This window comes from Tropicimonas marinistellae (assembly GCF_001509585.1).
GTDB classification, from domain to species: domain Bacteria; phylum Pseudomonadota; class Alphaproteobacteria; order Rhodobacterales; family Rhodobacteraceae; genus Tropicimonas; species Tropicimonas marinistellae.
Genome location: NZ_LNCI01000003.1, coordinates 492,189 through 518,437, shown reverse-complemented (window position 1 = coordinate 518,437; position 26,249 = coordinate 492,189). Strand labels below are relative to the sequence as shown.

The window sequence follows — 26,249 nt, the reverse complement described above, 5'->3', positions numbered from 1 at the left end:
GATACGCCGAAAGCAAGGATTTGGATGATATTCAGCGGAGCCGTACGGCCATTGCCCAGCCCATCGGATAGGGCTGGAACGCCGGGAAAAGGACCACTTGTGTGCCCAAGATGCAAACCGAACGCATCGCCCTCTCGCGGGCATTCGACTTGGCGCGCGCCGAAACCGCGCGTCAGCGTGTGTATGTTTGGGTTCCGATCCCCGGTTGAGCGCGCCGCGGTTGCGCTGAACTCCCCGGTGACCTGCTATTGCGGTGTACCCGCCGCTTCCCGAACGGCGTCAACGAGTTGCTGGCCAACCCGGTCCCAGGAAAAGCGCTCGACGCAGGCCCTTTGGAAGGTCGCGAATTCATCTCGCAACCGTGCCGGCTCGACCTGCGCCAGAGCATCCAGCGAGGCGCGAATATCGTCAATATCCCGCACGTACCGAACGAATTGGTCCCCGTATGGGAGATCAGAGAACTCTTCGCGTATGTCGGCGTAGCTGAAGACGATTGCGTTTTTCGCAAGGTAGAAAGCGGCCTTGAGCTTGTGCCCGGCCACGAACCGATCGGGAATAATCCCAACGCGGATATGCGCAGCGCAATGTGCGTCATCGTCAAATCGTGCTGGCAAGAGGTCAACGCCATGGTTCAGGCCGGCGGGAAGCGGATCATCGCTGGCGACCTGCATCCCGGTGCCGGAAACGTCTTCAAGGAAGCGCTGCATGTCACGCTTCTTGACCTTCCACTCGTAGCTGCCTGAAACCGTTAACACGGGCGAAAACCGTGCGTCTCGGTCCGGTACGACAAACGGAGGAACGCCCGGTGGACACCAGTGAACCGGCGCAGTGACGCCCAGGTCCTCCACCAATCGCCGATCACGCCGCGAAAGTGTCAGGAGTCCGTGCACGTTCGCGTCCGTGTAGGTCTTCCGTTCGTGGCGCCGGGCGCGTTTGGCAAAGAACCGAGCGGTTCGACTCTCTGGCATCATTTCGACCAGCGAGTCGCTGGTGATGTTGTGCAGAACGAGAACAACCGGTCGGCCGATCGTTGTCGCGAATACGTCTAGCGGCTCCCATGAACAAACGACGGCATCCGCGTCCTGTGCCATTTCCCGCAGTCCGGCGACAGCGTTGCGCGACCAATAACGCGCCCGGTACCACGACACGCCGGAAACAAGGTTGCCGATTTCGGCACCCCGCCCGAGGCGCTCGGGCATGAAGAAGGTGACGTCCGCCACCTCGCAGAGTCTCTTTGCGAGCTTTCGGTCGTAGATCGCTTCTCCCGAGGTCTCATTGGACGCGTGGGGGCCAATCCAGAGCACCCTCAGTCTATCGCTCACGGGCGATTGTCCTTTCGGAGAGAATTGCGCAGGAAATGAAGAAGTAGACGAAGAACCAGCTTCTCGCGTCAACGAAGCCCCCCACGGTCATCCAGACGCCGAAGGACGTGAGTGCAACCATGACCATGGGGTACCGTCCAAGCTGGCGCACAAGCGCGAACACGATGCCAAGGAAAATCAGCCCACCGACGACGCCGAAATAGATCCAGAGCAAGAAGAAGTTGTTCGTGAGCATCCCGGTGATACCCCACTGCTTGATGTAATGCATCGAAGCCGCAAGCATGCCGGTACGGTTCCACACGTCCATGATGATCGTCTCGAGGGCGTTTTCGTTGCCTAGACCAAGTCCGAAGATCGGGTTGATCCGAAGCACCTCGATCGTTGTCATGTACGGCCCCAGGATCCGTGCGAAAAACGACGTGCCCTCCGCGTATTGTCCGACCAGCGTGGCTGCGGAAGACAATGTCAGGACAATTGTCATCGCGATTGCGACCCCGAGAACGACGAGTTGCTTGGACAAGCTGAAGCGGCGGTCGAACAGCGTCGCCACGAGGTGACTGATCAGGATCACCATCGAGGTTGTGGATCGTGTCACGAAGAGAAGCACCACCACGTACGCTATGAGAATTGCATAGCGTTTCCAGTCTTGCGCCGTGGACAACATGGTCGCGCCGATCATCAAGACGCTGCCCCAGATACCAACCAATGACGGCTCGGTCGAAAAAACCAGAGGGCGAACGGCCCCCCAGTTGGCCACATCCCGCCCCGCGTCAATGTAGAACCCCGCCGGACGCCAGGCATAGAGAACTTCATTTATTTTCAGCATGATGGGATAGAATCCCAGGTATGCTTCGGCGATGGCAGTAATCAGAATGCCAACCGAAAGACGCAACAAGATCCTTCGCAACCGATCGGGGCCAATTCGCGTGATCAAAATGGCGATGCCGAACCCGGAGAAGATACTCACGACGAGCTGGACGAACTTTGACATGGCCTGGCCGAAATAGCCGCCGACCAGCGCAGCGATGAGATAGCCGATCGAGAATATGGCGATTGCACCCAGGATGCTCAGCGACGGCCGAACATTGTATCGCGAGATGTATGAGACGAAGACGAAAGCGCCAATCAGGTTCGGCAGAACGAACGGAAAGAGAATCGTGCTGCCGCGATACAGGTGGAACTGGGTATAGAGCCCTATCAGAACCAGGTGGAGCAGGAACACACGCACGCTGGCCATGGGCACCTGAAGAAATCCTCGGCTGGCGGAATAGGGTCGCGCCATCAGGTCACCCGTCTGCCGTTTCGGGCCGCAAGGCTCATGGGGGAGCGCGCGCCAGAAATCTTGTCGGGTACCGTGGCGAAATGCATGTTCAGGCTCCGCTCTTCAGGCGAATGATCAGGTTTGACAGAACCCGCCGGCCGCGGTTGACCGCGCGAACCCCCTGGGCCGCAGCACTGGGGAGAGCCTCCAGAGTGCGGGCCTTGGAGTTCGTATTCAATGCCATCATCTGTGGCGCCATGTCGACGGAGAATCCGAGTGTCTGCGCTCGCAGGCACCATTCCACGTCCTCGCAATCGCCCCAGAGAAGAGCGTCGTTCAGCGGGCAAGCGTCGAAAACGCCTGCCATCACGGCGAACGCGCCGCCGTCCACGTAGGGCCGCCCGTGGGCCATCAGATCGAGATACCGGGCGGGTGACGTGGTCAACGTCGAGCGTTCGAAGCTTCGTGGCACCCGGTTGGGCCATCCCGGATCAATCGCGATCAGTCCGATACTCGGCTCTTCGCCCTTATCCGAGCGAAAGATCATGTTCGGAGCGATGATGTCGAATTCCTCGGGAGCACCGGCGATTGCGCCCGGTTCGAGCACGATGCGCGCATGCAGCACCAACCGCCGGGGGTGTGCCATCTGCGAAATCAGGAAGTTCTTCTTGCGGGAGATCGGGAAAGCCGATCCGGAGGGCTCAAAGTCGAACACCAGGTACGTCACCTGGGGATATGCGTCCAGAAAACCCAGGTCGCGCGTTGGTCCGCATAGGATGATTTCGCCGGTTTCTCCGACCAGTTCTGGCTGCGCGCAGAGGCCGTCGAGACAGCGATACACGGCTGGCAACTCTTCGTCGCGCCCCGAAAAGATCAGCCCCGCCGACCAACCCGCTTCGGGGCGCGGCGTGGTGCGGACGAAGCGGATTTCCCCCTTTTGCGCAACTGGTTCCTCACGGCAGTCGCGCCCAAGGGCGGTAATTGCCAAGGCGCGAAGCGTCGGCCAGCCAAGCAGGAATGGTCCTACGGACTGATCGCCCGAAGCGGTCCGATCGAACAATACAATCTCACCGCCCTCCGCGACTGCGAAATATGCCAATCGCATCGAAAGATGGGCGAGCCCCATGCGCTTGATACGCGACAAATCGACCGTGACCCGGGCCAGCCCCGCCATTGTCTTCAAACGATAGAGATCGTCCGCCGTTTTGACGTCAAATTGCATGTCACTCTCATTGGCTCTCATATCCATCAAGAAATCACCGCGACCGGGTTTCGGCACGCGCTCTCGTAGGGGTCTGGAAACACGACATAATTCAACGGTCGTGAGGGATCGGCCCCTTCATCGAAGAAATCGGTCGCCATGAGGAAGTCCCCGGCGATCTTCTCCTCGAAGGCATCGACCCGATCGGCCCAACCGGCGCCGGCGAGATTGCCCAGCACGCGCCCCATGCGCAGGCCAGGAAAGGCGATCAGTTTGCCCCGCGTTGCATTCATCGCCGGGTTCAGGCGGACGAAATCGGCCGCGAATTCGTCGAGCACGTCGTCAGCGTATTCCAGATACGAAAGGCGGTCACGCACCACCGCCTTGACATAGGACGCTTCGGGCTGGCTTGCGGCGCGGACAATGCTTCCGACGACCGTCACCAGTCCGGCCGCGCCCAGAAGCCCGAAAAAGGAACGTCGTGAAATCGTCATGTTCTGAACCTCAATCCAGTTGCCTCATGCCAGTGCCGAGGCACTTCGCAAGGAGAGCGCGGCGATTGTGAGCGATGGGTTGGTACCGGGGCCGCTCGGAAAGGCCCCCGAGCCGCCGACCACGAGATTGGCGATCCGATGGTGACGCATCAGCCCATCGACCACACCATCGGCCGGGTCGCCTGACATCACGGTGGTTCCTACGATATGCCCTTCCGAGGGTGCAATCTCGCTGTCGATCCGCACGTCCTCAATCGGGCTTACTCCGGTCAACTGGTCGATGAACTCGCTCGGCACTTCGGCCAGCGCACGCTTTGCGTATTCGGAGTGGTCTTCGAAATGCGCGACCGGTTGGTTCGTTTCCTCGTCGAGCCGAACCTCGTTGCGGTCCTCCGGGATATTCTCGGCAACAATCTTCATTACCGCGCGCGAGGTCCACTTCCCCCTGTCGCTTCGGAGTTGTGCCGGGGCGTTGTAGTTTTCGATCAGAACCGATCCACGGTCGCGGCGCTGCTCTCCGCCGTAGAACATATAGCCGAGCCCAGTGATGTGAGAGCCGCCGTTGAACCCGTCGGTATCGGTAAAATCCACACGGAGCTTGAGACTGGCCTGTTCGTTCAGACGACGCCCCGTCAGAGGGCTATCGTCGCCAGACAACTTCAGCACCTGGGGATTGAACAGTGCATTCATCCCGAGAAAAACCAACTCGCCGCGGGCCGAGCGCTCGGCGCCGTTCTCGCTCCAGGTGATGCCGGTCGCACGCCCGCCCTCGACATTCACCGCGAGCACCTCTGCACCGAGACGCAACTCCACGGCATCCGTTTCGTCGTAGAGCGAAGCAAGCTCGTTCATCACGCGGAACTTCGCGTCTACCGGACAAAGTCCACAGACGCCGTTGGCGCAGCAGACGCCACGAGCGTCCGTTGGCTGCGACGCGCGCGCCGTGGGCGCGGCCACCCATTCCCCCGGGAAAAGCTCCGCCATCCGACGGTCGAAACCCGACAGGTTGTGTGCCGGTTGCGGACAAGCACCGCGACGGGGATAGGGGGCATCGCGTGGACCCGCTACGCTTATCAAGGCCTCGGCCTCTTCGTAGTATGGCGCGAGATCGTCATATCCGATGGGCCAGTCGTGACCGACCCCGAAGCGGCTGAACAGCTGGAAATCCTCGGGCCACATACGCGGCGTTTGTCCCCACCAGCAGTTGGACCCGCCGCCAAGCCCGACCGTGAAAAGCCAATCCTTTGTGGCAAGTCCACTCTTGGAAAACAGGCTGGCCGACTCCAGGGAGGAGTTCTTGCCCATCTCGAGTTGGTCCCAGAAGTCGTCGCGCGCGCCACGTTCAAGGACGAGCACTCGCGACCCGGGTCTCTTTTCCAGCCACTTGTGCAGAAAAAAGCTCGACGCAAAGCCGGTACCGCAGACGATCAGGTCATATGTCATGGCTTCATCCGCTGGATCGCGGCAGGGTCGGCTCGCAACTCCTCGTACTCTGCTGGGACGCCGCAAAAAACGACATCCTCACTGGGTATTGTCCGGTAGAGCACGCGCGCCCCGCGTCCGATCAACTGGTTATAGATCGGCGCGATGTAGTGCTCTTTGAGGGGTTGGCTCGGGTTCTCGCGTTCGGCCGCATAGGCTTCTTCGAAGAGTGCCCGCGTGCGGAAATAGTAAAGGCCAGTGCAGCAGAGGTCGGAAATACGTTCCTTTTCCACGACCCGAAGCGCCCTGCCCTCCTTGGCCTCTGGTTCAGCCGGTGCAACAAAGGACCAACCGTCGCCTTCCCCGAGGAACGTCTCGAGGTAGCCATCGGCAGACCGTTCGGCCGCCGTCATGCTGAACCCCGGGCGGAAGCTGTCTATATTGAAGATTGTCAGGGGCGTATCGGCGTCTGTGCCCGCCGTCTCGAGCCCGATCGCGACTGTATCCGCCTGCCCGCGAGTTTCCTGGTCCAGCACCACCAGTTGCGCCTCCAGCCCGTTCGAGTTGAGCCGCTCTTGCACAAATGCCTCCGTGTCATAGTCGCGGCGCAGGACGATTAGGAATTCTTCCTGACCGAACCGTTCCGCGAAGGAGCGCAGCGCGTAGTCGAACACCGGTAGCCCGTCGAGCTGGAGTTTGTACTTCGGTTCCGTATAGCCAGCCTTGAAGAAGCGGCTGCTCAGGCCGGCCATTGGCAAGATGATCATGTGTCAGGACTCGCTTTTGTTGAACAGGTCATCTGCCATGAGAAGACCGTTGCAAAGCATGATGTTCTGCCGGCGGGGATCGTCGACATGCAACGGCAGCATCGTCAGGAACAACAGCGCAGTCATCGCTCGAATCTCGTCGGTCCAGAGAGGCGCGCCATTCACTTCCAATGAGGCGAATATCTCAACAATGCCTTCCTGGGCCGGGGTCGTGCAGCGATCGAACCGGAACGTCGTTGGGTTGAGTTCCTCGAAATCTACTCTTCCCACCAAAAGGCTGTCGTATCCCCCCATGATGGAATGGGCGAGTTTCGCAACGTCGTAGCGGTTATCACCGTAGATTGTGCAGTCTGTGTCCGTGTCACCGCCTCGAGGGTCAACGACCCGGACCCGGCCTGCCCGAAAATCGTACAGCATGTTGCCGAAAAAAAAGTCACCGTGCCAGACGGTTATGTGTTCTGGCCGGGTGGGTGCGATATAGTCGAGCAGTCTCTGACAAACGTCGCTGATCGGAGCATGCTGCCGACCATTGATAGACACCCTGACCGTATCGTCCCAGCCGCGTGACTTCAGAAAGGTCTGAACCCTATCTTGCGTCTTGCGGCGGAAGAGGTTGTCAAAGATGCGCTCGGCGCGCTTCGGACTAGCCTGTTCGCTGTCCTTGGCTGGCTGGTGATTGCGGCATTCGCGCAGGAAATCCAGACAACTCTCCATGATCTGGTTCCACGCGTATGCCGGCAATTCCCCGAAAGTGAACAGTTCCGCCAAGGTCGGCAAGTACAGATATTCAAGCCGGTAACTGCCCGCTCCTGAATCGTGTCCCAGGTATTGCGGCGTGAAGACCCGCAGTGCGCCAGGGATTGACTCGTACCAGTGCGCCTCCGCACGGATCTTTGCCTTCTTGGAGCTCGTCTTGGCCAGCGCAACACCGTCGCTGTGAATGCTGTTGAACGACCGGCTCACCATCACGTTGCGCCGTGATTGGTAGATCAGCGACAGGTGTCCGAAGTCATGCCATTCCCTGACCTCGATTGTTCGGAGGTTCTTGTTCCGAGCATAGGTTTCAATACTCGCATCGAAATTGTCGCCCGTGACGCAGGCGCGTCGCAGTGCCATCGCGTCCGAGAACGAGAAATACCCGCAAAGGACGGAGCGGTCCTGCGTACCGTCGCCATACCCGCTTGATATGTGCAGCATGCCGTTTTCGCCCACATGGGCTTCGGCCCAGTGGTAGTTGCTCCGGGTCCGATGGACCGCCGCCTGATCGAGTTCGACCAGCCGATCGCCTTCAACCAAGGTATCGCCGTAGAGAATGTAGAGTGGTCCAGTCGCGTCAATGACTTCCAGAACGAACTGTGCCGCTTCGTTCAGCGTGAGCGATGTAGGAGAACGCACCACACGGACGCCCTCCTGCGCAAGCTTCTCGGCGTCCCACGGCTGGATCACGTAGTTCGATGGGATCGAAAGCACCGGACGCGCATTGCAAGCACGTGCCAAAGCGAGTTGCCTGTCATAGAGGCGACCCTGGCCGAGCGGAATGAAACTTGGCGGTAACTTACCGAATTCTGCGGATATTTCAGGCGAGCAATAGCTACCTGAGAGGATTGCGAAGTTTGCGTTCTCGCGGTCCGCCATAGGCTATGTAGCTTTTTCAAAGTGGGAGTGAAGGAGGAGTCTCGTGGTGTATACACCATGCCCGGTCACGGTCAAACAACCCAGAACCTGGGCAATGATGACGCCTTCAACGCCGAAGCGAGACGTCAGGTAGAGCCCTAGCGGCAAGGTGAGAACAACGGCGACGCCCGCGGCGCGCGCGATCAGGTCGGCCCGGTCGAGTGCGCGCAGCGCTGAACCGATCATGAACGCGTACCCGATGGCAAGCGGATAGAGCCCGACCAACCAGTATCCTAACGGACTAAGCGCGTATTTGTCGGCGTAGATCAGGCCGATCAACGGCCTCCCGAACATGCCGAGCACCAGGATAATGGGAACCCCCAGTGCCGTGATCACGGCAAGAAACCGCATGAGTTTCCCTACAAATGCGTCGCGGTCGGTTGAGACGCGAAGCATCGGCACCGCGATGAGTCCAAGCGCTGAGAACGCCTGCGCCCCCGGCCCGATTATCGCGGATTGCGCACGAAAAACCGCGGTTGTTTCAATGTCTTGCAACACCGGCAGCACGAAGATGTAGAAATTCGTCACAAGGAACAACAGAAGGTGTGACGCCATCGACCACGCAGCAAACCGAACGTGCCGCCGGACGACCTCGTCACGCGCAAGTTCGGCGGTTCCAAATTGTGGCCAAGTGCGAAGATGGGCCACGAGTTGAAACAGGTTGGCGGCCAGAAAGCTGGTCGCGTATATGCCGAGAAATCCGCCGATCGTCTGTGTGCCTGATCCGAGGAATAGAAGCACCGTCAACGTCGCGAACTGAATGACCGAGGACGCAAAGGGAACCACGGGATTCAACTGCATGAAGAAGCTGCGATCCTGGAAATCGAGGCTGAGCGCGAGCGGAACAACGATGGCGAATGCAAGGTATCCCTCCTTGCCGAGGATCAAGCCGCCCACCCCAATTGCCACCGAGATCAGTAATCCCGCACCGAATTGGGTACTCCCGAGAAACCCCAGGTATCTTTGCAACGACGCCTGGTAGTCACGGGGGCCATAGACCAGCATCGGTTCGGAGAAGAGCGTGCTGTGAAAGATCATCAAGAGGCCAATGACGGCCATCATGAGTGCCAGGGCTCCGAAGTCAGCCACCTCAAGCGCCCGCCCCGCCACGATTGTCAGTACGAGGTTCGTACCGGCCGTGAATCCCCGGTGCCCAATGGTCGCGAGGTAAGGAAGCCCCTTCGAAATACGGCTCACCGTGGAGTTCCGTCCTTGTCGCTGGCTTCGTTGCCACTCACCGGACCACTCAGCAACGCCGCAATCTCCGCTTCCGAGAGCCGCACGAATTCGTCAGGCCGGATCGCGCGATCGTCGACATAGAAGCCCTCGTGACCGCACCAAGGCTTGCCTACAAGGATTTCGTCATAGGGTACTTCGTGGCGATCCAGCCATTCAATCACGGTGGGCAATGTGTGGACGTTGATCTTGCCCACTTCGCCGTCATACGTGCGCATGTTGCGTGCTGTGAACACGACGATGCAGAAGCCGTTGTCTCGATACGCCCGCATGCGGGAGATTACCGCGTGATCCGGCAAACAATCCGCGTAGCTCGTGGTTTTGGGCCCCGCGATCGTGTTATCGAGGTCAATAATGATCTTCTTCATAAGGCGTGCTTCCATAAGTCCGTTTGCGCGCTGGTGGCGAATGGCATCTCTCGGAACTCTCGAAAGTGTTTTCACACTGGAGTGTTCGACCTCGACACGCCCCACCGGCATGCCTGGCTCGACTAGCATGAGGCGGGTGGCTTAGGTAGCCCCAAGGGCGAGACGCTCAGTCGACGACCGCGAGTGATGCGAAGGGAGACGACATCCCGTTGCCGTTGAGAAGAAATTTGGCTATGCGCGAACCGGGTCGATCTGGGTTCTGCTCGCCGGGCCAAGAGATCGCCAAGCGGCCGCGCAATAGAAGGGCAGTTTCGGAATGAATCAACTCGCAGGCGTTGGGCGGTGGCTGCCGACCGTTTGTAACCTGAGCGTTATGGGAACGTTTGGGTCGTGTTGAACGCAGGTTCGTCATTGGGGGTGATCCCCTCCCCTTTTCACCAAGTTGCTGCACGTCACTTCGCGGGACGGATTGACTGCGGCGTGTCGAAGTGGCCTGCACCTCCGAAGGTGCGGGTTTCAGCGTCGGCGGCCGGGGAACACGCCGACGAGTGTTTTCACCGCGAAACGAGGCGATCATGACACAGCGGTCGGTTCAGGATCTCTCGCAATTCCGCGTTCCTGAGGGTTTTCGTGGTCGATCCGGCATTGTGGTCCAGTTGTGGTGGCTGACGCAGGCACTGCTTTTTGCCCCGTCCCTCCAGCCAATGTACGCTTGGCGTGTATTCCTGCTGAGGCTCTTTGGAGCGCGTATTGGCAAGGGGGTGTTGGTGCGCCCCTCGGCGCGCTTCACCTATCCCTGGAAGATCACAATCGGAGACAATGCGTGGATCGGAGACGGGGCCACGCTCTACAGCCTCGACTCGATCGAGATCGGCGACAATGCCTGCATTTCGCAGGATTGCTACCTTTGCACCGGTTCGCATGACCACCGTTCGGTGGACTTCCGCTACAACTGCGCTCCGATACGCATTGGAGCGCAATCGTGGATCGCGGCGGGTTGCTTTGTGGGCCCCGGCGTGACCGTTGGAGAAGGTACCGTAGTTGGTGCACGTGCGCTGCTGCTGCAGGATGCGGAAGAGATGTCTCTCTACGCGGGCCACCCTGCAAAACGCATCGGGTCACGCTCCTGATAATCGCTGTTGCACGGGCCGCTGCGCGCCTGTCGGCACAAAAAGCGTTTGAACCATCCGGCACACCATTTGCGCGGGCGTCGCGTTTGAATGGAATCAGGAATGAAACGTCCGAAGGCACTGGGTGCGTGCCAAAGCACCGATTTGCGCTACTCACGCATCTGATCGCCATCCCTATGGTGCCCAACCGGTACGGCCCCGAAATCCTGGCATGCCGCTAAGATTCGGAGCTCGCTAGCAAGGTCCCTCGGATCTGAGTGGCCAGCCGTCATCCTCGCTGAGCGGCGGCGCCTTCGCGAGGACACGCTGATTGAGGACCCGAAGCCCACACAATCCATATTCGGCGTCCAGCCGGCCGAAGTGAGGGTAGACTTTTTTTTGAGCATTCTTGTAATGAGATGTCGTCAAAGCCGACAACAAGAGGGCAAATCTCCCACGGCCACGCATCTGGAGTCGCGCAGGAACGTGTTTTCCGTGTATGAACAGGTCGAAGCAGTATCTTGAAAAATCATGAAAATACTTATACTTGGCCTGAATTACGCACCTGAGATAATCTCGATTGCCGTCTACACAACCGACCTGGCGGAAGACATGGCCAGGCATGAGATCGAGACCGAGGTCGTATCTGCCCTGCCGTATTTCCCCGCGTGGCGGGTGTTCGACGGCTGGAGTGGTCTGCGGTGGCGTCGGGAGAGAAGTGAGCACGGGGTAAGTGTCACCCATTGCCCGCTCTATGTTCCCTCCAACCCCACCGGTTCACGTCGGGTTCTACATCATGCGAGCTTTGCTCTGACTTCGCTGCCTGTCTTGCTTTGGAAAGCCCTGCGCCAACGACCAGACATCGTCTTTGTTGTGGCTCCTTCCATGGTTTCGGCGCCCGTGGGCTGGTTGGCTGCCAAGCTCGGTGGCAGCAAGGCCTGGCTGCATATTCAGGACTTTGAGGTTGAGGCAGCCTTCGCCACAGGGCTCCTGAAGGAAGGCAACAGAACGGGTCGGCTGGCGAAAGCCTTCGAACGCTGGGTTCTGCGCCGTTTCGACAGGATCAGCACGATTTCCCGGCCGATGATCGCCAAACTTGTCGAAAAGGGGATTCCGCCGGAACAGACCTACGAGCTGCGTAATTGGGCCAACCTTGAAAAGGTGACACCCATCGCGGGACGCTCGCCCATGGCCGACGAGCTGGGTATCACAACACCCCATGTGGCGCTCTACTCGGGAAACCTCGCGAACAAGCAAGGATTGGAGATCATTCCCGAAATGGCGCGCCGGTTGTCGCATCGTGAGGATCTGACGTTTCTCGTCTGCGGCGACGGTCCGATGCGTGAACAGCTTGAAGAGATGTCCGCCGCCCTGCCAAATATCCGCTTCTTGCCGCTACAGCCATTGGACCGGTTGAGCGACCTGTTGGGGACGGCGAGTGTGCATCTTCTGCCGCAGATCGCCGGAGCGGAAGACCTCGTTCTGCCATCGAAGCTCACCAATATGCTTGCATCGGGGCGCCCGGTTCTGACGACGACAGCCGCCGACAGCGCTCTTGCCGAGGAGGTCGAGGGTGCAGGTGTTGTCGTGCCGCCGGGAGATCCCGAAGCGGCAGCGAACGCTCTGGCGACGCTCTTGGACGACGACGCGCGCAGGGACGTTTTGGGCCGTGTGGCGCGTGAAAGAGCGCTGGAACGTTGGGACATGGCCGCAATCCTCGACCGGCTTCGCACCGAGTTCGATCTCCTTTCATCCGCTTCGCAAAACACGGGCGCAGACGTCGAACCACAGGGGCTCAAAGGATGACGTTGGGGCTTATTGCAGGCGTTACCAAGCAGGCTGGATTTTGTCGAACCGGATATTTCCCGGAGACGGGCGACAGGATTTCGCCTCAATATTCCGCCAAGTTTTCGCTCTCTTGACATTTCCGTGTACCGCCAGCGAGTTCTGATTGCTGCTTCAAGGAGTCTTCGAAATGGCAACGACCAGAAAGAACTCAGGAATGGAGTTACAGGGAATCCAAAATGCGAGAGCGTTTTGAGGGATAACTTTCACAAAAGATGACGTCCGGAATTGTATATCGCGCACGCAGCATGGCATGTGTCGAGAGCGCTTCTACCAAAGGGATCGGCTGACGATGATTACTCCTATTCTGCTTTGTGGTGGCACCGGGACGCGGCTATGGCCGCTCTCCCGCAAGAGTTATCCGAAGCAATTCACGGCAATCGTCGGCGATGAAAGCCTGTACCAGGCCTCAGCCCGCCGTTTTTCCGGTGCGGGCTTCTCCGATCCGGTGGTGGTTACGGCGGATGCATTCCGCTTCATCGTCACCCAGCAATTGTCCGAGATCGGGATGACCCCGGCCGGCGTGCTGATCGAGCCCGAAGGCCGAAATACGGCGCCGGCGGCGATAGCTGCAGCGCTTTTCGTTGCCCGGCAGGATCCCGAAACACTGATGCTACTGGCCCCCTCCGATCACGTGATGGAGACCCCCGAGGACTTTTGTGATGCCGTCGAGAAGGGAGCAGTCGCCGCGAAGGAAGGTCAGATTATCACCTTCGGCGTGAAGCCCGACCGCGCCGAAACCGGCTACGGCTGGCTCGAGACCGGCGCTGTCACACATGACGGCGTCAACGCGCTAACACGCTTCATAGAAAAGCCAGATGCCGAAGCCGCCGCGGCCCTGCTGGAGGACGGCAAGAACCTCTGGAACGCGGGCATCTTCCTGGCCAAGGCCGGCACGCTGATTGAGGCGTTCAAGCAATACGCCCCCGAGATCTACGACAGCGTCACCGCCGCGATCGCCGCGGCCCGCGAGGATCTCAGTTTCACGCGTATCGACGAAACCCTCTGGCGTTCGGTACCCGAAGATTCAATCGACTACGCTGTGATGGAAAAGGCCACGAATATCTCTGTCGTCCCCTATTCCGGCCATTGGAGCGACCTTGGCTCTTGGGACGCGGTGTGGAAGGAGACCGGAAAGGACGCCTTCGGCAACGGCCTTAGCCGCAATGCAACTGCGCTGCAGTGCGAAGACAGCCTGCTGCGCTCAGAGGACGAGACCGTTGAAATCGTCGGTATCGGCCTGAAGAACGTCGTCGCGGTCGCGATGAAGGATGCGGTTATGGTGGCCGACATGTCCGACAGCCAGAACGTCAAGACTGCTGTCTCCACGCTGAAGGCCAAGGGCGTTTCCCAAGCGGTGCAGTTGCCGCGCGACTACCGCCCGTGGGGCTGGTACGAGACCCTGATACTGGCGGACCGCTTCCAGGTGAAACGAATCCACGTCCACCCCGGTGCGGCGCTGTCGCTGCAAAGCCATGTGCACCGCTCGGAGCACTGGATCGTCGTTCAGGGAACCGCAAAGGTCACCGTAGATGACGAGGTCAAACTGCTGACCGAGAACCAGTCCGTCTACATTCCGCTCGGCGCCACCCACCGTATGGAGAACCCGGGAAAGGTCCCGATGGTACTGATCGAGGTGCAGACCGGCGCATATCTGGGTGAAGACGATATCATCCGCTATGAGGACGTTTACGCCCGCAGCTGACGCCACACGCCGCGGTCTGCTATCAGAGACTTGGACGACCTGCATTCGGAGAGAAACGATACCTTCGTCACCGGTCGAGCCTGCTGGACGTCATGTTTGATTGGGCGATACTCGGCGAGACCCGCCAGCGCTGTCCTTGTTCGAAGCGCTCAACCGCAAGTGCGGGGCGACGTGCCTCAAGGCGCATTGTCTCATAACGCTTTCAAATTATAAGAAATTTCCGCCGTTTTTGCTGTAGTGCCGACAGCGACGACTAACCTCACGGCGCCATCGAGGACACGCCAGCGGCGGAGCGGATGAATTCGGCGCGAGCACCCCGCCCATGCGCCTGACGGACACACGGACACTCCACGCGCCGCTGGGAACGCGTCGGAACTAGCCCCACATCGGATCCGGCACCAATTCCGGGCGAAGACAGAATTCTTCGCTGCTTCATGCATCGGCTCTGACGACGCACGCATCGTTAAGAACGGGTTAAAATAGATTTGTGACAAATCCTACCCATACAGCAATTCGGCGACCGCGCCCGGAGACAACCATGAATGACATGAAACGCGAGCCTCCCCGCATCATCTGGAAAATGAGGATCAACGGCAATATGGACCGAGAGATCCCGCGCGCGAGTGGCTTTATTCCAATCTTATCAGTGACGTGAAGCCACGACCGACTGGCCGCCCCCGTCAGGAATAACCTCTCTCGCCAAGATCCAGCGAACGATCCAACGCGAGATCCGCGAATTGACGGTGGCCGGTCCTCCGGATCGTCCCCTTTGTCAGCAACATGGCTGTTCAGCCCGGATTCGCACAACGGCCACTTTGGAAGATTGAAGGAACCTTTCCTCATGGTTCGGCAGACGGTGCCCGGTTCGAAGTGGATGTCCTACGATACCGGGCGGAACACGATATGAATGTTGAGGCCCCGCGCTTTCCGAGTCGTGTTTCTGAGCTGCGATTTGCAGGGACGCCCGCGACGCGGACGCTTGCGCCCCGTTTTCGTATCGACCGGTCGACACGTTAGCCCGGCACGCTGTGGGTGCGAATATCCATCCACTCGAACGCCGCCCGTGAAACAGCGGCTTTCAACTGCCCAACCCGAATGATCTGCCAACTCGCAATCGCCGGTACCGCATCAAAAAGAGAGCCCCCCGTCTCCATGAAGGAAACAGCTATGATTACTTGGACCTGTGATCCGCAGGTTTTCCGGCCCTCCGAGGTGAGACTCGATGCGTTCTCGAGAGCGGCAAGGACAGACGCGGTCCGCGGCAACGGGGCGGTCGATATCCAGTGGAACAAACCCGCGCTCGACCACCGGGCAATTGCCACGACACGCCATGCAGCCCGGGTTATCGCCATCGATGATGCAATGCCTTGCTCCATCCAGGCACTTTAAGGAGAACCACATGTCAGTCCTACGAAACACCGTGCCACACGTCCAAGTCGCTCTTCAGGGCGTGTCGGACCTAATTGCGGATACCCGAGCGCCGGGTTCAATGTCGCCAGGACAATATGTGAGAACCGAGAGCGGCTATTCCTACGAAGTCGCGGACTCGGATGCCACCGATCATCAGTTGACGACACTCGGCGGTATCAAGCTCTACGTCGTCGGTGCGGAGGCAGTTCTGTCAGCGTTCGGCTTTACGGGCGCTGGCACTTCCGCAGACACGGCATATGCCCAAGCGGCACTGAACTGGCTGGCGGCCGAACGTGGCCGGACGCTGGTGTGGGACGTCATAGACGCGGAAATCGTCGGGACGTTGACCTTGCCGGACGCATCCGAGTGGTGCGTACACTTCCCGTTGCCAACTCGGATCACCCAGCAGACGGACAACGTGCCGGTTTTCATGCTGAGCTACAGCACGTTCAAGTACGGTTTCGGGTTTTCCGGAGAGAAGGTGCGGTTTTTCTGGACGAATAGCCAGTCTGCCAGCGACACAGAGGCGATCGGCGTGGCATTTAACCCCACAACCGACATCTCCGATGGCTGTTTCGACTTCTTCTTTCACGGCCTCCAAAATGAAAACGGCTACGACCTGATCGGCCTTCACCCTGCTGCATCTGCCCAGACGAGCCCGTTCTGGGGGTACCGGATCGGTGAGTTGCACCACCAGACCAATGCAGTCGGGCGGGTGTTCAACCTCAATTCCGGTGTCTCCGCGGGCGCGCCGGCGGGGATCATCGACAAGATTTACATCAAGGGTCTGAATGCTGCCACCGCGCCCTTCGAGGTGACCGCGCAGACCGGAGTGCGCGTGAACAGCATGGAGGTCAACGACGCGCATGGGCGGGCCGGAATTGTGACCTCCAGCCAGAATTTCTCCATCGGGACACTCCGGTTCGAGAATTGCGAACTGGCCAACGGGGAGGATCTGTTTGTATTCACGGGATCCGACACTCAGGCGACAATCGAGCACTTGGAGCTTCAAGCCGTCAACACCAACGCTGGCGCCCATGTCTACGGAATAAAAGTGGATGTATCGGCCCGTCTCGCGGTCACGGGGTCGGTCAACGTCAATGGATGCACTGCGACCGGCAGCGGAGACTTCCACGCGTTCAAGCCAATCGATTTTGGCAAGGTCGTGCTCCCGCCCCTCCTGGACGTACAAACTGACGATACCGACGTACGGCTCTATGAATACGCCGAGGCCAACGATATCACCTTCGCCTCGGCGGTCGCGCTCGGGCCGTGGGTGCTCGGCTCCGTTGCCAACGCTGCGTCCTACACCGGAATGCAGAGCATGTTCGACGGGACGAATACCTACACCGAAATCGTCGCGCCCTGCGACGGCTGGCTGGTCGGGCTGCATGTGTGGTGCTCCTCAGCCGTAACCGCAGGCTCGCTCGCGTTTCGTGCGTCCATCAACGGAACGACCATCGGTGGCGGCGGGTTTGTCGCAACCTTGACGAACGGTCAGAGTGCCAGCGCCTTCGCGATCGCGGGATACTCGCCGGGGTCCATCAACCAGTCACATCGGGTCACGCGAGGAGACCGTATCAAGGTTCTGGTGACGCCCACATCCGTCACTGGCGGAGGAAATGCAACGGCACAAGTTCTCATCGCGGCGGCGCCGTAGGCCTGTTTCGTAGTAGGATCAACCGATTAGGTTTGGATATTGCGCGGCAGCGCAGTTGCAACAGGCGACGGTTGCGCTGCCGCAAGTGTACCACGACACGAGACCACCCCTGATCGGGTGGAGCCCAGAGGGGGTTTGGGCGCGGCCTGTTCCTCTCCCTACATCTGAGGCGCTGGCGGAAGCTCCCATCGGTGTAACAACTGCGGCGGACGCTCCTGTCACAGGATGATCACGTCATCCAGGCTTTCGACGTTCTCGATGATGATCGCCTGCCAATCCGGAAACTCGAGCACCAGTGCCTGATAGCCAAGGACAACCGTGGCGTCTTCCAGGTTGAGCCCCCCCGCCAGCCTGATCACGTCACCCTCGCTTGCATCGTAGTCCTTGATGCGGTCGCGACCGTCCCCGGGGCGAAAGACGAACCTGTCGCAGCCGAGCCCGCCCCAAAGGATGTCGTCACCCTTTTGTCCTTCAAGGATATCGTCTCCGGACAGGGCGAAAATCGTATCGGCGCCCGCGCGGCCAAAGGCGATTTCATCTTCGCCGGCCAGGACAATCCGATCATCATAGTCACTTCCGGTGACCGTCTGGATATCCGGGTCGATCCGGAAGGGCGCGGTACCCGCAACCTCCGCGATACCGAAGTCAATCAGGCCGTTCGTCAGAAACAGGTCCGAAATCGCTTCGGCCAGGATCGCCTTACCCGCGTCATTGAGATGGATCTCATCGGCTCGAAGACTCGCCGGGACAATGTTGTTCGCGGCATTGTCCTGATCCTCGGCGGTGTCAGAGGCATGAGCTACCATAAGCGCTGTAAAATCGAAGAACTGGTTCGGAAAATTCTCCTGCAACCAGGCATTCACCGCGTCCGCCAGCGGCGTAATCCAACCGTCCGGATAATACTCCGCCTGGTCCGCAGTATGGGTATCGAGCACCAGAAAGTCGTCGTGGCCCATGTACTCAAGGGCGGCCAAAAAGGCGGTCTGGTAGGCCTCAACCTTGGTTTCGCGCGGCTCGAATGGATGCAGGGCGCCGGGCCACAGGACCTGAAACCGGAGCGCGTCGAAGGCTGACAATTCCAGCACATGTGAGAGCGCGGTCTCGGGATCCTGCCCGGGGACGGCTGTGTTGATCCATTCTAGATCGGGATCAATGGATTCAAGTACCCACGATGGCCACCCGACCTGGAAGTCGGAGGTCATCGAGTCGCCGTGAAATACCGGTGCGGGTAGAAGCTCAACATGCACGGCGGCATCGCTCGTCGAAAAGTCGATTGTCTTCAAACCATCCTCGTATGTCGTGAGGCGGGAAACGACCTGCCCGGCAGCATTGAAATCTTCACGCTGCGTTTCCCACTCTGCCGATTCATTCGCCCCAGTGCCATCAGTCCAGAGCCGCGTAACGCGTTTCCCATCCTCGTAAGTGTCGACATGCGAGCGCGAACCGCCGGAATCGAATGCGATCACGCCAGAGGCAACCGTGCCGTCCGGATTGAAAATCTGCTGCAGGCTCGACCAACACGCAGAACCCAGCGAACCCGGTGCGTCAATAAGGGTCCGAGTCGTCATGACGCCATGGTTGAAACCTATCGTCTCAACGCTTCCGTCGTCATGCAATAGCGTGCGAAAGGAGAGCAAGCCATCAAGGCCGAAATGCTCGATCTGCCGTGTCCAGTCGGCAGAGTTTCGTGAGCCGGTGCCGTCTGTCCATGCGCGAGACAGTCGCAAATCGCCGGAGTAGCTGTCGACAAAGGTCCGCGTACCGCCGTTGTCGTAGATGTAGGTGCCCGATGCCAGACGGCCATCCGCAAAGAAATACTGGATATGCTGGTCCCAGCTTGCCTGATCCGCGACGTCGTCCCAAAGCCGCTCGGTGGTCAGATCCCCCACGAAGAAGTGCGTTACCTGATAGCCGTTCACAATTTGATCGTATGTTCGCGTTCCAATCGCAGACATATCCGTTCCCCCAAGATACGTACCGCTTTGCAGATGAAACGCGAGACCTTGATGGCCGATTAAGCGTGAGCACTGCGCGTGGTCTACCGGCCGGGAAAATGCTTAGAATTGATTGGATTAGGTCGTGTGAGCGCAACTCTTTGCCAAATCGAGACACGCAAATCGGGCTGGCTGGACTTGCATCAATCTGTTTGTAATGGCACGCATTCTTCCTGCGCGGAGACAGCGAGTCCGCGGATCCCGTAGCGATATGGCACATTGAAACCGACGCCCGCACTGGCAATCGGGCGTCTGAACGCGGATAGTTCCGGCGGTCGACCGCACCGTGCAGGCACGGTCAGGCCTCTGCGCGTCTGCGGCGTTGTTTCGGCGCGCAGCATTGGTTAAAATAGGCCCCGTAGACCGATGGGTGCGACGTTTCAGCTGCCTGTGGATCCTGTATTTCGGTCACGTATTCGTAGCTTGTGGGGGGCGGCGGATGACACTTGTGAAAGGCGCGAAAGCGCCGAATTCGGCGTATGACCGCAACGGTGAGGACCGTCCAGACCTCGCCGTGTTTGATGCTTGGAAGGTGCGGGTTCGGCGTGCGAATGCGCGCGGCGACGACGAAGCGCTCGATCATGTTGCGCGGGCAGCGGCAGATGCAATCGGCCCAAGGCACGCCCCGGCAGACGAACGAGCCTCAAAGCTGAGAGACGAAACGGACACGCCGACCCATGCGCGGCGGATGGAACGGGCGCGTCAACAACGCCAGGCGTTGCTCACCGAGATGTCGATGTATTTCGACGACTCGAGCGATTTTCAAGAAGATGTGCCGGAAGCGCGCCCCTTGGCGGAGCTACAGGCCGAGCCCGAAGGTCACAACATACCGGTTTTTATCCGGGACCCAGAAAGCTCTGAATCGAAAGACTTGCCTGCACCCAAGGCTGCCCTCGTGCTCCCCAAGAAGCCTCCCCAGGAGCCGAAGGATCCACTGCGTCAACTCCGACAGGAGGAGCATTCCGCCATTGGCCGCCGCCATGCCACGGACGTGATCCCGGGCAACGGCGCTCCTGCGCTGGATGCGAACGACGACGATATTCACGTCGACCGTCCGCCGCTGCCATTCAGGATCGAGCCTGTCGAAGACCTGGACACGCGTGGGCCGTTCGTGCGTCGGGTCACGTCGAAGCCAGCGTTGGCTTTGGTATCGGGGCTAGCCCTGTGCGCGGCGGTTTTCCTTCCCGATTGGCGCAGCGGTACGGACATAGCGGTTCCTGAAACGAACGTAAGTGTGGACGCAACGCCAACGGAATCGGCAACCGACGTCGCAGACGCGTCCTCGACAACGGCGCCGGTATCAACCACGTCTGAGCCGGTCGCGGCGACGCAGCCGGACGCAGCGACCTCCACTGTGGTTTCAGTTCCGGACCACGTGCCAGAGGTCACGACGCAAGCCGCTCAACTCGTGCTCAATCCCGAGGCGGAGGCGACACCCACAGCGTTGAACCGGGCGGCCTTGGTCGGCCCGGCGCCCGACGTGCGCGACATCGCGTTGCTTGCCAGTGCGCACTCGCCGGAGACTTCTCCGCAATGGGCCGCGCCACGCACTGCGCTGGCGGAAGCTGTCCCCAATGTCGAGAAACCAAAGGTGTCGGTTGCTCCGGCAACGTCACAAGCGGTTTCGCAGGCCGCCCCACAGGAGAATGCGGTCGCAGAACCGCCCAGATCCGTGACGCCACAAGGCGTGACGACCGAGAGATTCGCGGCCAAGCCCGCACCCGCTGGACGTGACAACCTGGGTATTGCCACAGCAACCGGGATCACCCCGATGGCACCCGGTACTGTACGGGCGACAACCGGTCTCGGGACAACAGCTGGTAACCAGACGGCTGGTATCACGGTGGCACCTGCAACGTCGGCCATCACCGGCCCTGCAACCCCGCACACGGAACCCGGGCGCGCTCTACGTGCGGCGGACATGCTGACCGCCGGATCGACTATCGGTACCATCCGTGCACGGGAATCCATTGCGGCATTGCGTGGAAGCCCGGATCAACCCGCACGCGTTCCGCTCGCAGAAATCGGTGCATCGCCGGTCACAAAGCTCGCGGTCGCAGCGTCGCCTGAAAGCAGCCTTCAAGGCTACGCGATGGTGCCGACGACAACGACGGTGGAAATGCTCTCGGCATCCATTCCGAACGCCGGTGTGAGCACCGTGACGGACCGTGGCGCACGCAAAGTCCCGGCGCGCCCGACGAGCGCCAATTTGGGTGTTTCGTTGACAGCCTATGCACCGGAAACCGACGCCTTGGCCGCGATCTACGATTCTTCCGCGATCATCGGCGTTGTTGTCCCGAATGCGACGATCACGCTCTTCGCCCCAGGCAGCGTCTCGGACGCGGCCGTCGGAAGCTTGCGGGCCGATCTCGTTTCGTCCGGATACGATTTGAGCTCGCCCGCACGGGTCAACTTCTCCATCAGCAAATCGAACGTGCGGTACTACCACGCCGAAGACGCTGCCGTGGCCGCGTCGCTCGCGGCCGATTCTGGAGCCTTGCTCCGGGACTTCACCGGCAGCGGTTCCAGTGCACCGCCGGGAACCATCGAGTTGTGGCTCGCGGGCAAGCCGGGGGGCGGTGCGACAGCAGCGCCAAAGCCCGCGAAGAAAGCGAGTACGAACACCGTGCGGCGCCAGGCAAGGCCGAACAATTCGCAAAAGACTGCCGCACTCCGCAGCCAGGTCATTCAGAAATTGAAGAGTGCGACAAGTCAGTGATATTTTGAACGGCAGAGGGCCGTCGTCAGGTGCAGCGCATCAGACTGTAGAGATCGCCGCCTTCGTGCGTATTGGGGGAACGACGAAAAAGAAATGCCAGACAAGCGCTTAGTTGCCGTAGTTACGGCTTTGATGATGTCCACGGCTGCATTCGGCGTCCGCGCCCAGGCGACACTCGAGCAGTTGGAGACGATTGACCGCCTGCTGTCGACCAACGACACCCGTGCGCTGTGGTTCTACATGCAGCAGAACCCTGAATTGCTGGCCGGCAACGACGAGCTTTCCCTTGAATTGCGCAAGTTCTGCAACGACGTCACCTTGGGGCGCTTGCGGTGTCACTACGTGCCGTCGAGTGAAACTGCTGGCACGGGAGGCGGTTCTACCGGCAGCGGAACCAGCCGCAACCTGACCAGCGCAACACTCGCGGATTCCCCCGTCCATTGAGCACCATGACAGACGGCGGCTTTCCAGGCGCAATGTCCGGCACGCGCGTGGCATATGTGGTCGAGCCGCGATTTTCCGGCGGCACGTCCTCCGCGGTGGCGGCAGAACTTCGTGTCATGTCAGAATGTTGCCCGGTCGTCATCCACGCGCGTCGTTCCGCGATGTTCGGCGATACACAGGGAATGGCCCCGGTTCTGCATCAGACAATCGACGCACTCGGGCTGCCCGTCATCTGGGACGCTCCTGAAATCAGTGCGGATGTGGTGATCATCCACAATCCTTCGTTCCTGAAATTCCAGCAGGCGTTCGGCGCGCGCATCTTCGCCCGACAACTCATTGTTGTTACTCACGAAAACTTCGTCAGGCCAAGCGGGATCGAGGCATTCGACGTTGGCGCCTGCCTTGCCCAGATCGACAGCGCCGCGCTCGCGCTCCGAAAGTGCCTTGCGCCGATCTCGACATACAACCGGGCGACTGTTCAGGCATGGCTGAGGGAACACCGCACAACCATTGCCTGGGACGTTCTCGATGCCGACTGGTTCAACATTTGCGAAACCGATGTTGCCGAGCCCACAACGACACCGCGGGACCGCCGCGGACGCCATTCGCGTGCGACCCGGGAGAAATTCCCACCGCTGGAGCAACTTGACCTTTGCTTTCCTGTCCATGCGGAGAGCAATGTGCTTCTCGGTGCGAACTTCCTGATCAATGCCGATATCGAGCGGCCCCATTGGACGTTACTTCCGTTTGGCTCGACAGACGTGGATACGTTTCTCGACATGATCGACTTCTACGTCTACTTCACGACGCCCACGTGGCGCGAGAGCTTCGGACGCGTGATTGCAGAGGCCCTTGCCGCCGGTAAGGTCGTGTTGACCGATCCGGACACTGGTGCGATCTTTGGCGACGCGGTTATTCCTTGCCAACCGTCGGATGTGGACCGGATTATCGACGGTTACCTCGCCGAGCCGAGCCGCTACGTCGAACAGGCTTTGCGTGCACAACCCGTATTGGACAGTTTCTCCGCGGCGTCGTTCCGCCAGAGGCTGTGCGACTTGCTAACAAACGATGCCGAGGCAGCAGGATGATTGTAATTTCGGCCGGAACGCGCAACTTGCGGTCCTATGACGCGCAGTTGGTCTTCGCGACACAACTGGCCGAACGCGGCCACGACGTTTGTATCGACGCAGCATCCCTGCCCGAGGGAACACGCCGGTCGCGCACATACGAAGCTGCGTCGTTGCTGGTGGACCGTGCCGATATCTCGCCGACCGCGGTTTTCGTCCTTGGCGCCGACGAGTTGGACGATCCGTTTCTATCGACCTTGTGGGAATACGGCCTTGGGTCGGAGGTGCCGGTCGTGGCGACCGGCCGGTTCGAAGACCAACAGGCATATCTCGCCGCAAAGGCGAAGCTGGCCTTTTCCTTGGGCCGCGAAGCCGAGGTGATAGATCTATGCCAGAGCCAACCCCGCGCAATGCTCCCGAAGGCCGTGAACCCGCTTGTGGCAGCACGCGCGCCACGGGCAAGGCCAATGGGACGGACACCGGTCGTAACGGTCGCGCTCGGCTCACTGGAGACAGATGAGGAAGCCCTACTGCCTCACCTGTCCCGCTTGAACAACCGCAAGGAGTTTCGCCTCCAAGTGATTGCAAGCGGAAAACAGAAAGAACAGATCAAATCCACGGCCTATCGCGACCTGCCGGTTCTGCACCTGACGGAGCTTTCCCCGGTAACGTTTGCGCACCGATCGGATGTGTTCGTGCTGTTTGGTCAGGGCATCGCCGGCGAAAGAATGGCATCGTTTGCGATCAACCTGATGGCCGCCGGCGGCGCGGTGGTCGATTGCACGGAGAACCGTGCAATCGTGGAAACCGGCGCCCCTGCCCTACGCGGCCCGGAGTCGCTTATGGCACTCGAAAACTACCTATGCGGCACCGTCGTGAAGTCGCTCGGCCAGATAGGCGAACAGGTTGCCCATTCGCCCTGGCAACGCAGCATCGACATCGCGCGCCTCGAATCCGCGGCAGGATTGCCCCCCCCCGAGCCCAAGGCAGAACCGCCGCACCGAAAGGTGGTGTTCTTTCCGACGAACGGCGTCGGGCTTGGCCACGCCCAACGGGCCACGGTTGTCGCCGAAGCCTTACCCACCGGCACGGACGTCACCTTCGCGGCCTTTCCAAGCTGTATCCCGATGATTCTTCGGCGAGGGTTCGACTGCTTGCCCCTGGTATCGCGCAGCGACTCCCACGAAACGCCGATTGCAAACGACATCCTGACCTACCGGCGCTTGCAGCAAGTGTTGTACCCGGGAGACCGGTTGGTCTTCGACGGCGGTTACGTGTTCGACTCAGTTTTTCGAACCATTCAGGAGATGGATTTGTCCGCCGCCTGGATCCGGCGGGGGCTTTGGCCTGACAGCCCGTCCGCCCGTATTGCGCTGGACCGTGAGCACGTCTTTGATCGCGTGATTGTCCCGTCGGAGGCGTTTGAGGAACTGAACGACCACTACAGCTTCGGCAATCGGATTCGCATTGTTGGACCGATCGTCAAGCAGGCCGAACGCTCGCCACAGGCGCGCGCCACGCTGCGCGACCGCCTGCAAGAGCGGTTTGGACGACCGTTCGACAAGCTCGTCGTCTCTATGCTCGGGGGCGGTGTGGCATCGGACAGGGCAGCCCATTCGCAAATGCTGTCTGCGCTACTCGCGGAACGTCCGGAATGCCTGCACCTGATTGTCGTCTGGCCCAACAGCACCGTTTCTCCGACGCTTCACAACTGGCCAAACACCCGCGTCGTCCAGACCCTCGAGGCAACGGCTCTCTGCCTATCGGCAGATTTCGTGATCTCGGCTGCCGGTTACAACTCGGTGCATGAGATACTCTACCATCGCATTCCGGCGATCTTCATTCCTCAATCGGCGCCCTATCTGGACGATCAGACCCGGCGCGCGCGGGCGCTGGAAGAGCGCGGGCTGTGCAGCACGGTCGAGGAAACCGATTTTCTGAAACTGGAACGCGCTTTGCGCGACTGCCTAGACGGGACTGCCGCGGAGAGCTTCCGCCGGGCGCTGGAGGCGGTCGAATTGCCGGAACCCGGAACAGAGTCAGCGGCGCGCCTCATTGCGCAGGACTGGGAGGCCGCATGATGGCAGCAGATTGGAACAGGATTCTGGGCGCGGTTGTACCGCAAAGCCCGACCTCCCTAGACGATCTCCTGGGAGGGGATACGCCACCCCCTGTGCGAGGTAAGTTGGAAGCCCCGAGTGCATCCCCGCCGCCATCGTCGCTCCTATGGCAGCGCGCGCTCGACGCCCCTTCTTACGTCGGAATTCGCATTACCGAGACGCCGTCCGCGCCAGATCGAGCCGCAATTCGCCTCGCTGCAATGGCAATCGAACGGTCGGTTGAGCCGATCATTCTGAGCCGGGTCGATGCGAGCGGGTTCGAGCGCTTTGGACTCCGGGTCGAGCGCCTGCCCGATGACGACGCTGAGGCGGCTGCGGCGGAGGAAGAACTGCGGAAATTCTGGGATCTGGCAATAATCATCGACGGCCGAGACCTCGAATACCTGACCTGACGCGCCAATCGTTCTGCTTCCGCCATCGTGTCTGGCCCG

Annotated in this window: 19 protein-coding genes; 9 read left to right on the top strand and 10 right to left on the bottom strand. The window is 60.1% G+C overall.

Going from position 1 to position 26,249, the window contains the following annotated elements; translation table 11 throughout:
* Positions 1-245 precede the first annotated feature (245 nt).
* From ARC39_RS08650 to ARC39_RS08610, 9 genes are all read right to left on the bottom strand, one after another.
* Positions 246-1,322, bottom strand: a complete 1,077-nt coding sequence (locus tag ARC39_RS08650) for a glycosyltransferase (RefSeq protein ID WP_149866363.1) — start codon at positions 1,320-1,322, stop codon at positions 246-248.
* On the bottom strand, positions 1,312-2,604 hold the full coding sequence (locus tag ARC39_RS08645; RefSeq protein WP_068113022.1) for a hypothetical protein: 1,293 nt from the start codon (positions 2,602-2,604) through the stop codon (positions 1,312-1,314). The genes ARC39_RS08650 and ARC39_RS08645 overlap by 11 nt, the downstream gene beginning before the upstream one ends.
* A gap of 88 nt (positions 2,605-2,692) precedes the next feature.
* Complete coding sequence (locus ARC39_RS08640) at positions 2,693-3,805, bottom strand: glycosyltransferase family 2 protein (RefSeq protein WP_068113020.1); 1,113 nt, start codon at positions 3,803-3,805, stop codon at positions 2,693-2,695.
* A 26-nt stretch (positions 3,806-3,831) separates the two neighbouring features.
* Complete coding sequence (locus ARC39_RS08635; protein ID WP_068113017.1) at positions 3,832-4,278, bottom strand: hypothetical protein; 447 nt, start codon at positions 4,276-4,278, stop codon at positions 3,832-3,834.
* Between the two features lie 24 nt (positions 4,279-4,302).
* Positions 4,303-5,721 (bottom strand): GMC oxidoreductase, encoded by a 1,419-nt coding sequence (locus tag ARC39_RS08630; RefSeq protein WP_068113013.1) that lies wholly within the window; start codon positions 5,719-5,721, stop codon positions 4,303-4,305.
* Positions 5,718-6,467 (bottom strand): glycosyltransferase family protein, encoded by a 750-nt coding sequence (locus tag ARC39_RS08625; RefSeq protein ID WP_068113010.1) that lies wholly within the window; start codon positions 6,465-6,467, stop codon positions 5,718-5,720. Before ARC39_RS08625 ends, ARC39_RS08630 begins: the two co-directional genes overlap by 4 nt.
* 3 nt (positions 6,468-6,470) lie before the next feature.
* Positions 6,471-8,102, bottom strand: a complete 1,632-nt coding sequence (locus tag ARC39_RS08620) for a phosphotransferase (protein ID WP_068113008.1) — start codon at positions 8,100-8,102, stop codon at positions 6,471-6,473.
* A 3-nt stretch (positions 8,103-8,105) separates the two neighbouring features.
* Complete coding sequence (locus tag ARC39_RS08615; protein WP_068113006.1) at positions 8,106-9,338, bottom strand: lipopolysaccharide biosynthesis protein; 1,233 nt, start codon at positions 9,336-9,338, stop codon at positions 8,106-8,108.
* Positions 9,335-9,745: an HAD family hydrolase gene (locus tag ARC39_RS08610; protein WP_068113003.1), complete on the bottom strand. Its 411-nt coding sequence runs from the start codon at positions 9,743-9,745 to the stop codon at positions 9,335-9,337. Before ARC39_RS08610 ends, ARC39_RS08615 begins: the two co-directional genes overlap by 4 nt.
* 575 nt (positions 9,746-10,320) lie before the next feature.
* Here ARC39_RS08610 and ARC39_RS08605 point away from each other — a divergent pair.
* From ARC39_RS08605 to ARC39_RS08585, 4 genes are all read left to right on the top strand, one after another.
* Positions 10,321-10,875: a putative colanic acid biosynthesis acetyltransferase gene (locus ARC39_RS08605; protein WP_068113001.1), complete on the top strand. Its 555-nt coding sequence runs from the start codon at positions 10,321-10,323 to the stop codon at positions 10,873-10,875.
* Positions 10,876-11,385: 510 nt separating this feature from the next.
* Positions 11,386-12,660, top strand: a complete 1,275-nt coding sequence (locus ARC39_RS08600) for a WcaI family glycosyltransferase (protein ID WP_068112999.1) — start codon at positions 11,386-11,388, stop codon at positions 12,658-12,660.
* Between the two features lie 331 nt (positions 12,661-12,991).
* Complete coding sequence (locus ARC39_RS08595) at positions 12,992-14,404, top strand: mannose-1-phosphate guanylyltransferase/mannose-6-phosphate isomerase (RefSeq protein ID WP_068112996.1); 1,413 nt, start codon at positions 12,992-12,994, stop codon at positions 14,402-14,404.
* A gap of 1,507 nt (positions 14,405-15,911) precedes the next feature.
* The gene (locus ARC39_RS08585) at positions 15,912-17,474 is read left to right on the top strand and encodes a hypothetical protein (protein WP_068112990.1); all 1,563 of its coding nucleotides are present in this window, start codon (positions 15,912-15,914) and stop codon (positions 17,472-17,474) included.
* Between the two features lie 218 nt (positions 17,475-17,692).
* Here ARC39_RS08585 and ARC39_RS08580 read toward each other — a convergent pair whose 3' ends face one another.
* Positions 17,693-19,429 (bottom strand): calcium-binding protein, encoded by a 1,737-nt coding sequence (locus tag ARC39_RS08580; protein ID WP_068112988.1) that lies wholly within the window; start codon positions 19,427-19,429, stop codon positions 17,693-17,695.
* 478 nt (positions 19,430-19,907) lie between these two features.
* Between ARC39_RS08580 and ARC39_RS08575 the strand changes: the two genes are divergently transcribed.
* The 5 genes from ARC39_RS08575 (at position 19,908) to ARC39_RS25585 (ending at position 26,210) form a co-directional block, all read left to right on the top strand.
* Positions 19,908-22,187: a hypothetical protein gene (locus ARC39_RS08575; protein WP_068112985.1), complete on the top strand. Its 2,280-nt coding sequence runs from the start codon at positions 19,908-19,910 to the stop codon at positions 22,185-22,187.
* A gap of 93 nt (positions 22,188-22,280) precedes the next feature.
* Complete coding sequence (locus ARC39_RS08570; protein WP_068112982.1) at positions 22,281-22,631, top strand: hypothetical protein; 351 nt, start codon at positions 22,281-22,283, stop codon at positions 22,629-22,631.
* Positions 22,628-23,719, top strand: a complete 1,092-nt coding sequence (locus tag ARC39_RS08565) for a glycosyltransferase (RefSeq protein WP_149866362.1) — start codon at positions 22,628-22,630, stop codon at positions 23,717-23,719. The genes ARC39_RS08570 and ARC39_RS08565 overlap by 4 nt, the downstream gene beginning before the upstream one ends.
* Positions 23,716-25,779 (top strand): glycosyltransferase, encoded by a 2,064-nt coding sequence (locus ARC39_RS08560; protein ID WP_068112977.1) that lies wholly within the window; start codon positions 23,716-23,718, stop codon positions 25,777-25,779. Before ARC39_RS08565 ends, ARC39_RS08560 begins: the two co-directional genes overlap by 4 nt.
* The gene (locus tag ARC39_RS25585; protein WP_149866361.1) at positions 25,776-26,210 is read left to right on the top strand and encodes a hypothetical protein; all 435 of its coding nucleotides are present in this window, start codon (positions 25,776-25,778) and stop codon (positions 26,208-26,210) included. The genes ARC39_RS08560 and ARC39_RS25585 overlap by 4 nt, the downstream gene beginning before the upstream one ends.
* The last annotated feature ends 39 nt before the right edge of the window (positions 26,211-26,249 follow it).

What these genes read in the sequence shown, in the direction of transcription:
- ARC39_RS08570 (WP_068112982.1), top strand. Translation starts at nt 22,281, where the DNA reads ATGCCAGACAAGCGCTTAGTTGCCGTAGTTACGGCTTTGATGATGTCC.
- ARC39_RS08580 (WP_068112988.1), bottom strand. Translation starts at nt 19,429, where the DNA reads ATGTCTGCGATTGGAACGCGAACATACGATCAAATTGTGAACGGCTAT.
- ARC39_RS08610 (WP_068113003.1), bottom strand. Translation starts at nt 9,745, where the DNA reads ATGAAGAAGATCATTATTGACCTCGATAACACGATCGCGGGGCCCAAA.
- ARC39_RS08575 (WP_068112985.1), top strand. Translation starts at nt 19,908, where the DNA reads ATGACACTTGTGAAAGGCGCGAAAGCGCCGAATTCGGCGTATGACCGC.
- ARC39_RS08600 (WP_068112999.1), top strand. Translation starts at nt 11,386, where the DNA reads ATGAAAATACTTATACTTGGCCTGAATTACGCACCTGAGATAATCTCG.
- ARC39_RS08560 (WP_068112977.1), top strand. Translation starts at nt 23,716, where the DNA reads ATGATTGTAATTTCGGCCGGAACGCGCAACTTGCGGTCCTATGACGCG.
- ARC39_RS08640 (WP_068113020.1), bottom strand. Translation starts at nt 3,805, where the DNA reads ATGCAATTTGACGTCAAAACGGCGGACGATCTCTATCGTTTGAAGACA.
- ARC39_RS08595 (WP_068112996.1), top strand. Translation starts at nt 12,992, where the DNA reads ATGATTACTCCTATTCTGCTTTGTGGTGGCACCGGGACGCGGCTATGG.
- ARC39_RS08630 (WP_068113013.1), bottom strand. Translation starts at nt 5,721, where the DNA reads ATGACATATGACCTGATCGTCTGCGGTACCGGCTTTGCGTCGAGCTTT.
- ARC39_RS08635 (WP_068113017.1), bottom strand. Translation starts at nt 4,278, where the DNA reads ATGACGATTTCACGACGTTCCTTTTTCGGGCTTCTGGGCGCGGCCGGA.
- ARC39_RS08645 (WP_068113022.1), bottom strand. Translation starts at nt 2,604, where the DNA reads ATGGCGCGACCCTATTCCGCCAGCCGAGGATTTCTTCAGGTGCCCATG.
- ARC39_RS08625 (WP_068113010.1), bottom strand. Translation starts at nt 6,467, where the DNA reads ATGATCATCTTGCCAATGGCCGGCCTGAGCAGCCGCTTCTTCAAGGCT.
- ARC39_RS08605 (WP_068113001.1), top strand. Translation starts at nt 10,321, where the DNA reads ATGACACAGCGGTCGGTTCAGGATCTCTCGCAATTCCGCGTTCCTGAG.
- ARC39_RS08620 (WP_068113008.1), bottom strand. Translation starts at nt 8,102, where the DNA reads ATGGCGGACCGCGAGAACGCAAACTTCGCAATCCTCTCAGGTAGCTAT.
- ARC39_RS25585 (WP_149866361.1), top strand. Translation starts at nt 25,776, where the DNA reads ATGATGGCAGCAGATTGGAACAGGATTCTGGGCGCGGTTGTACCGCAA.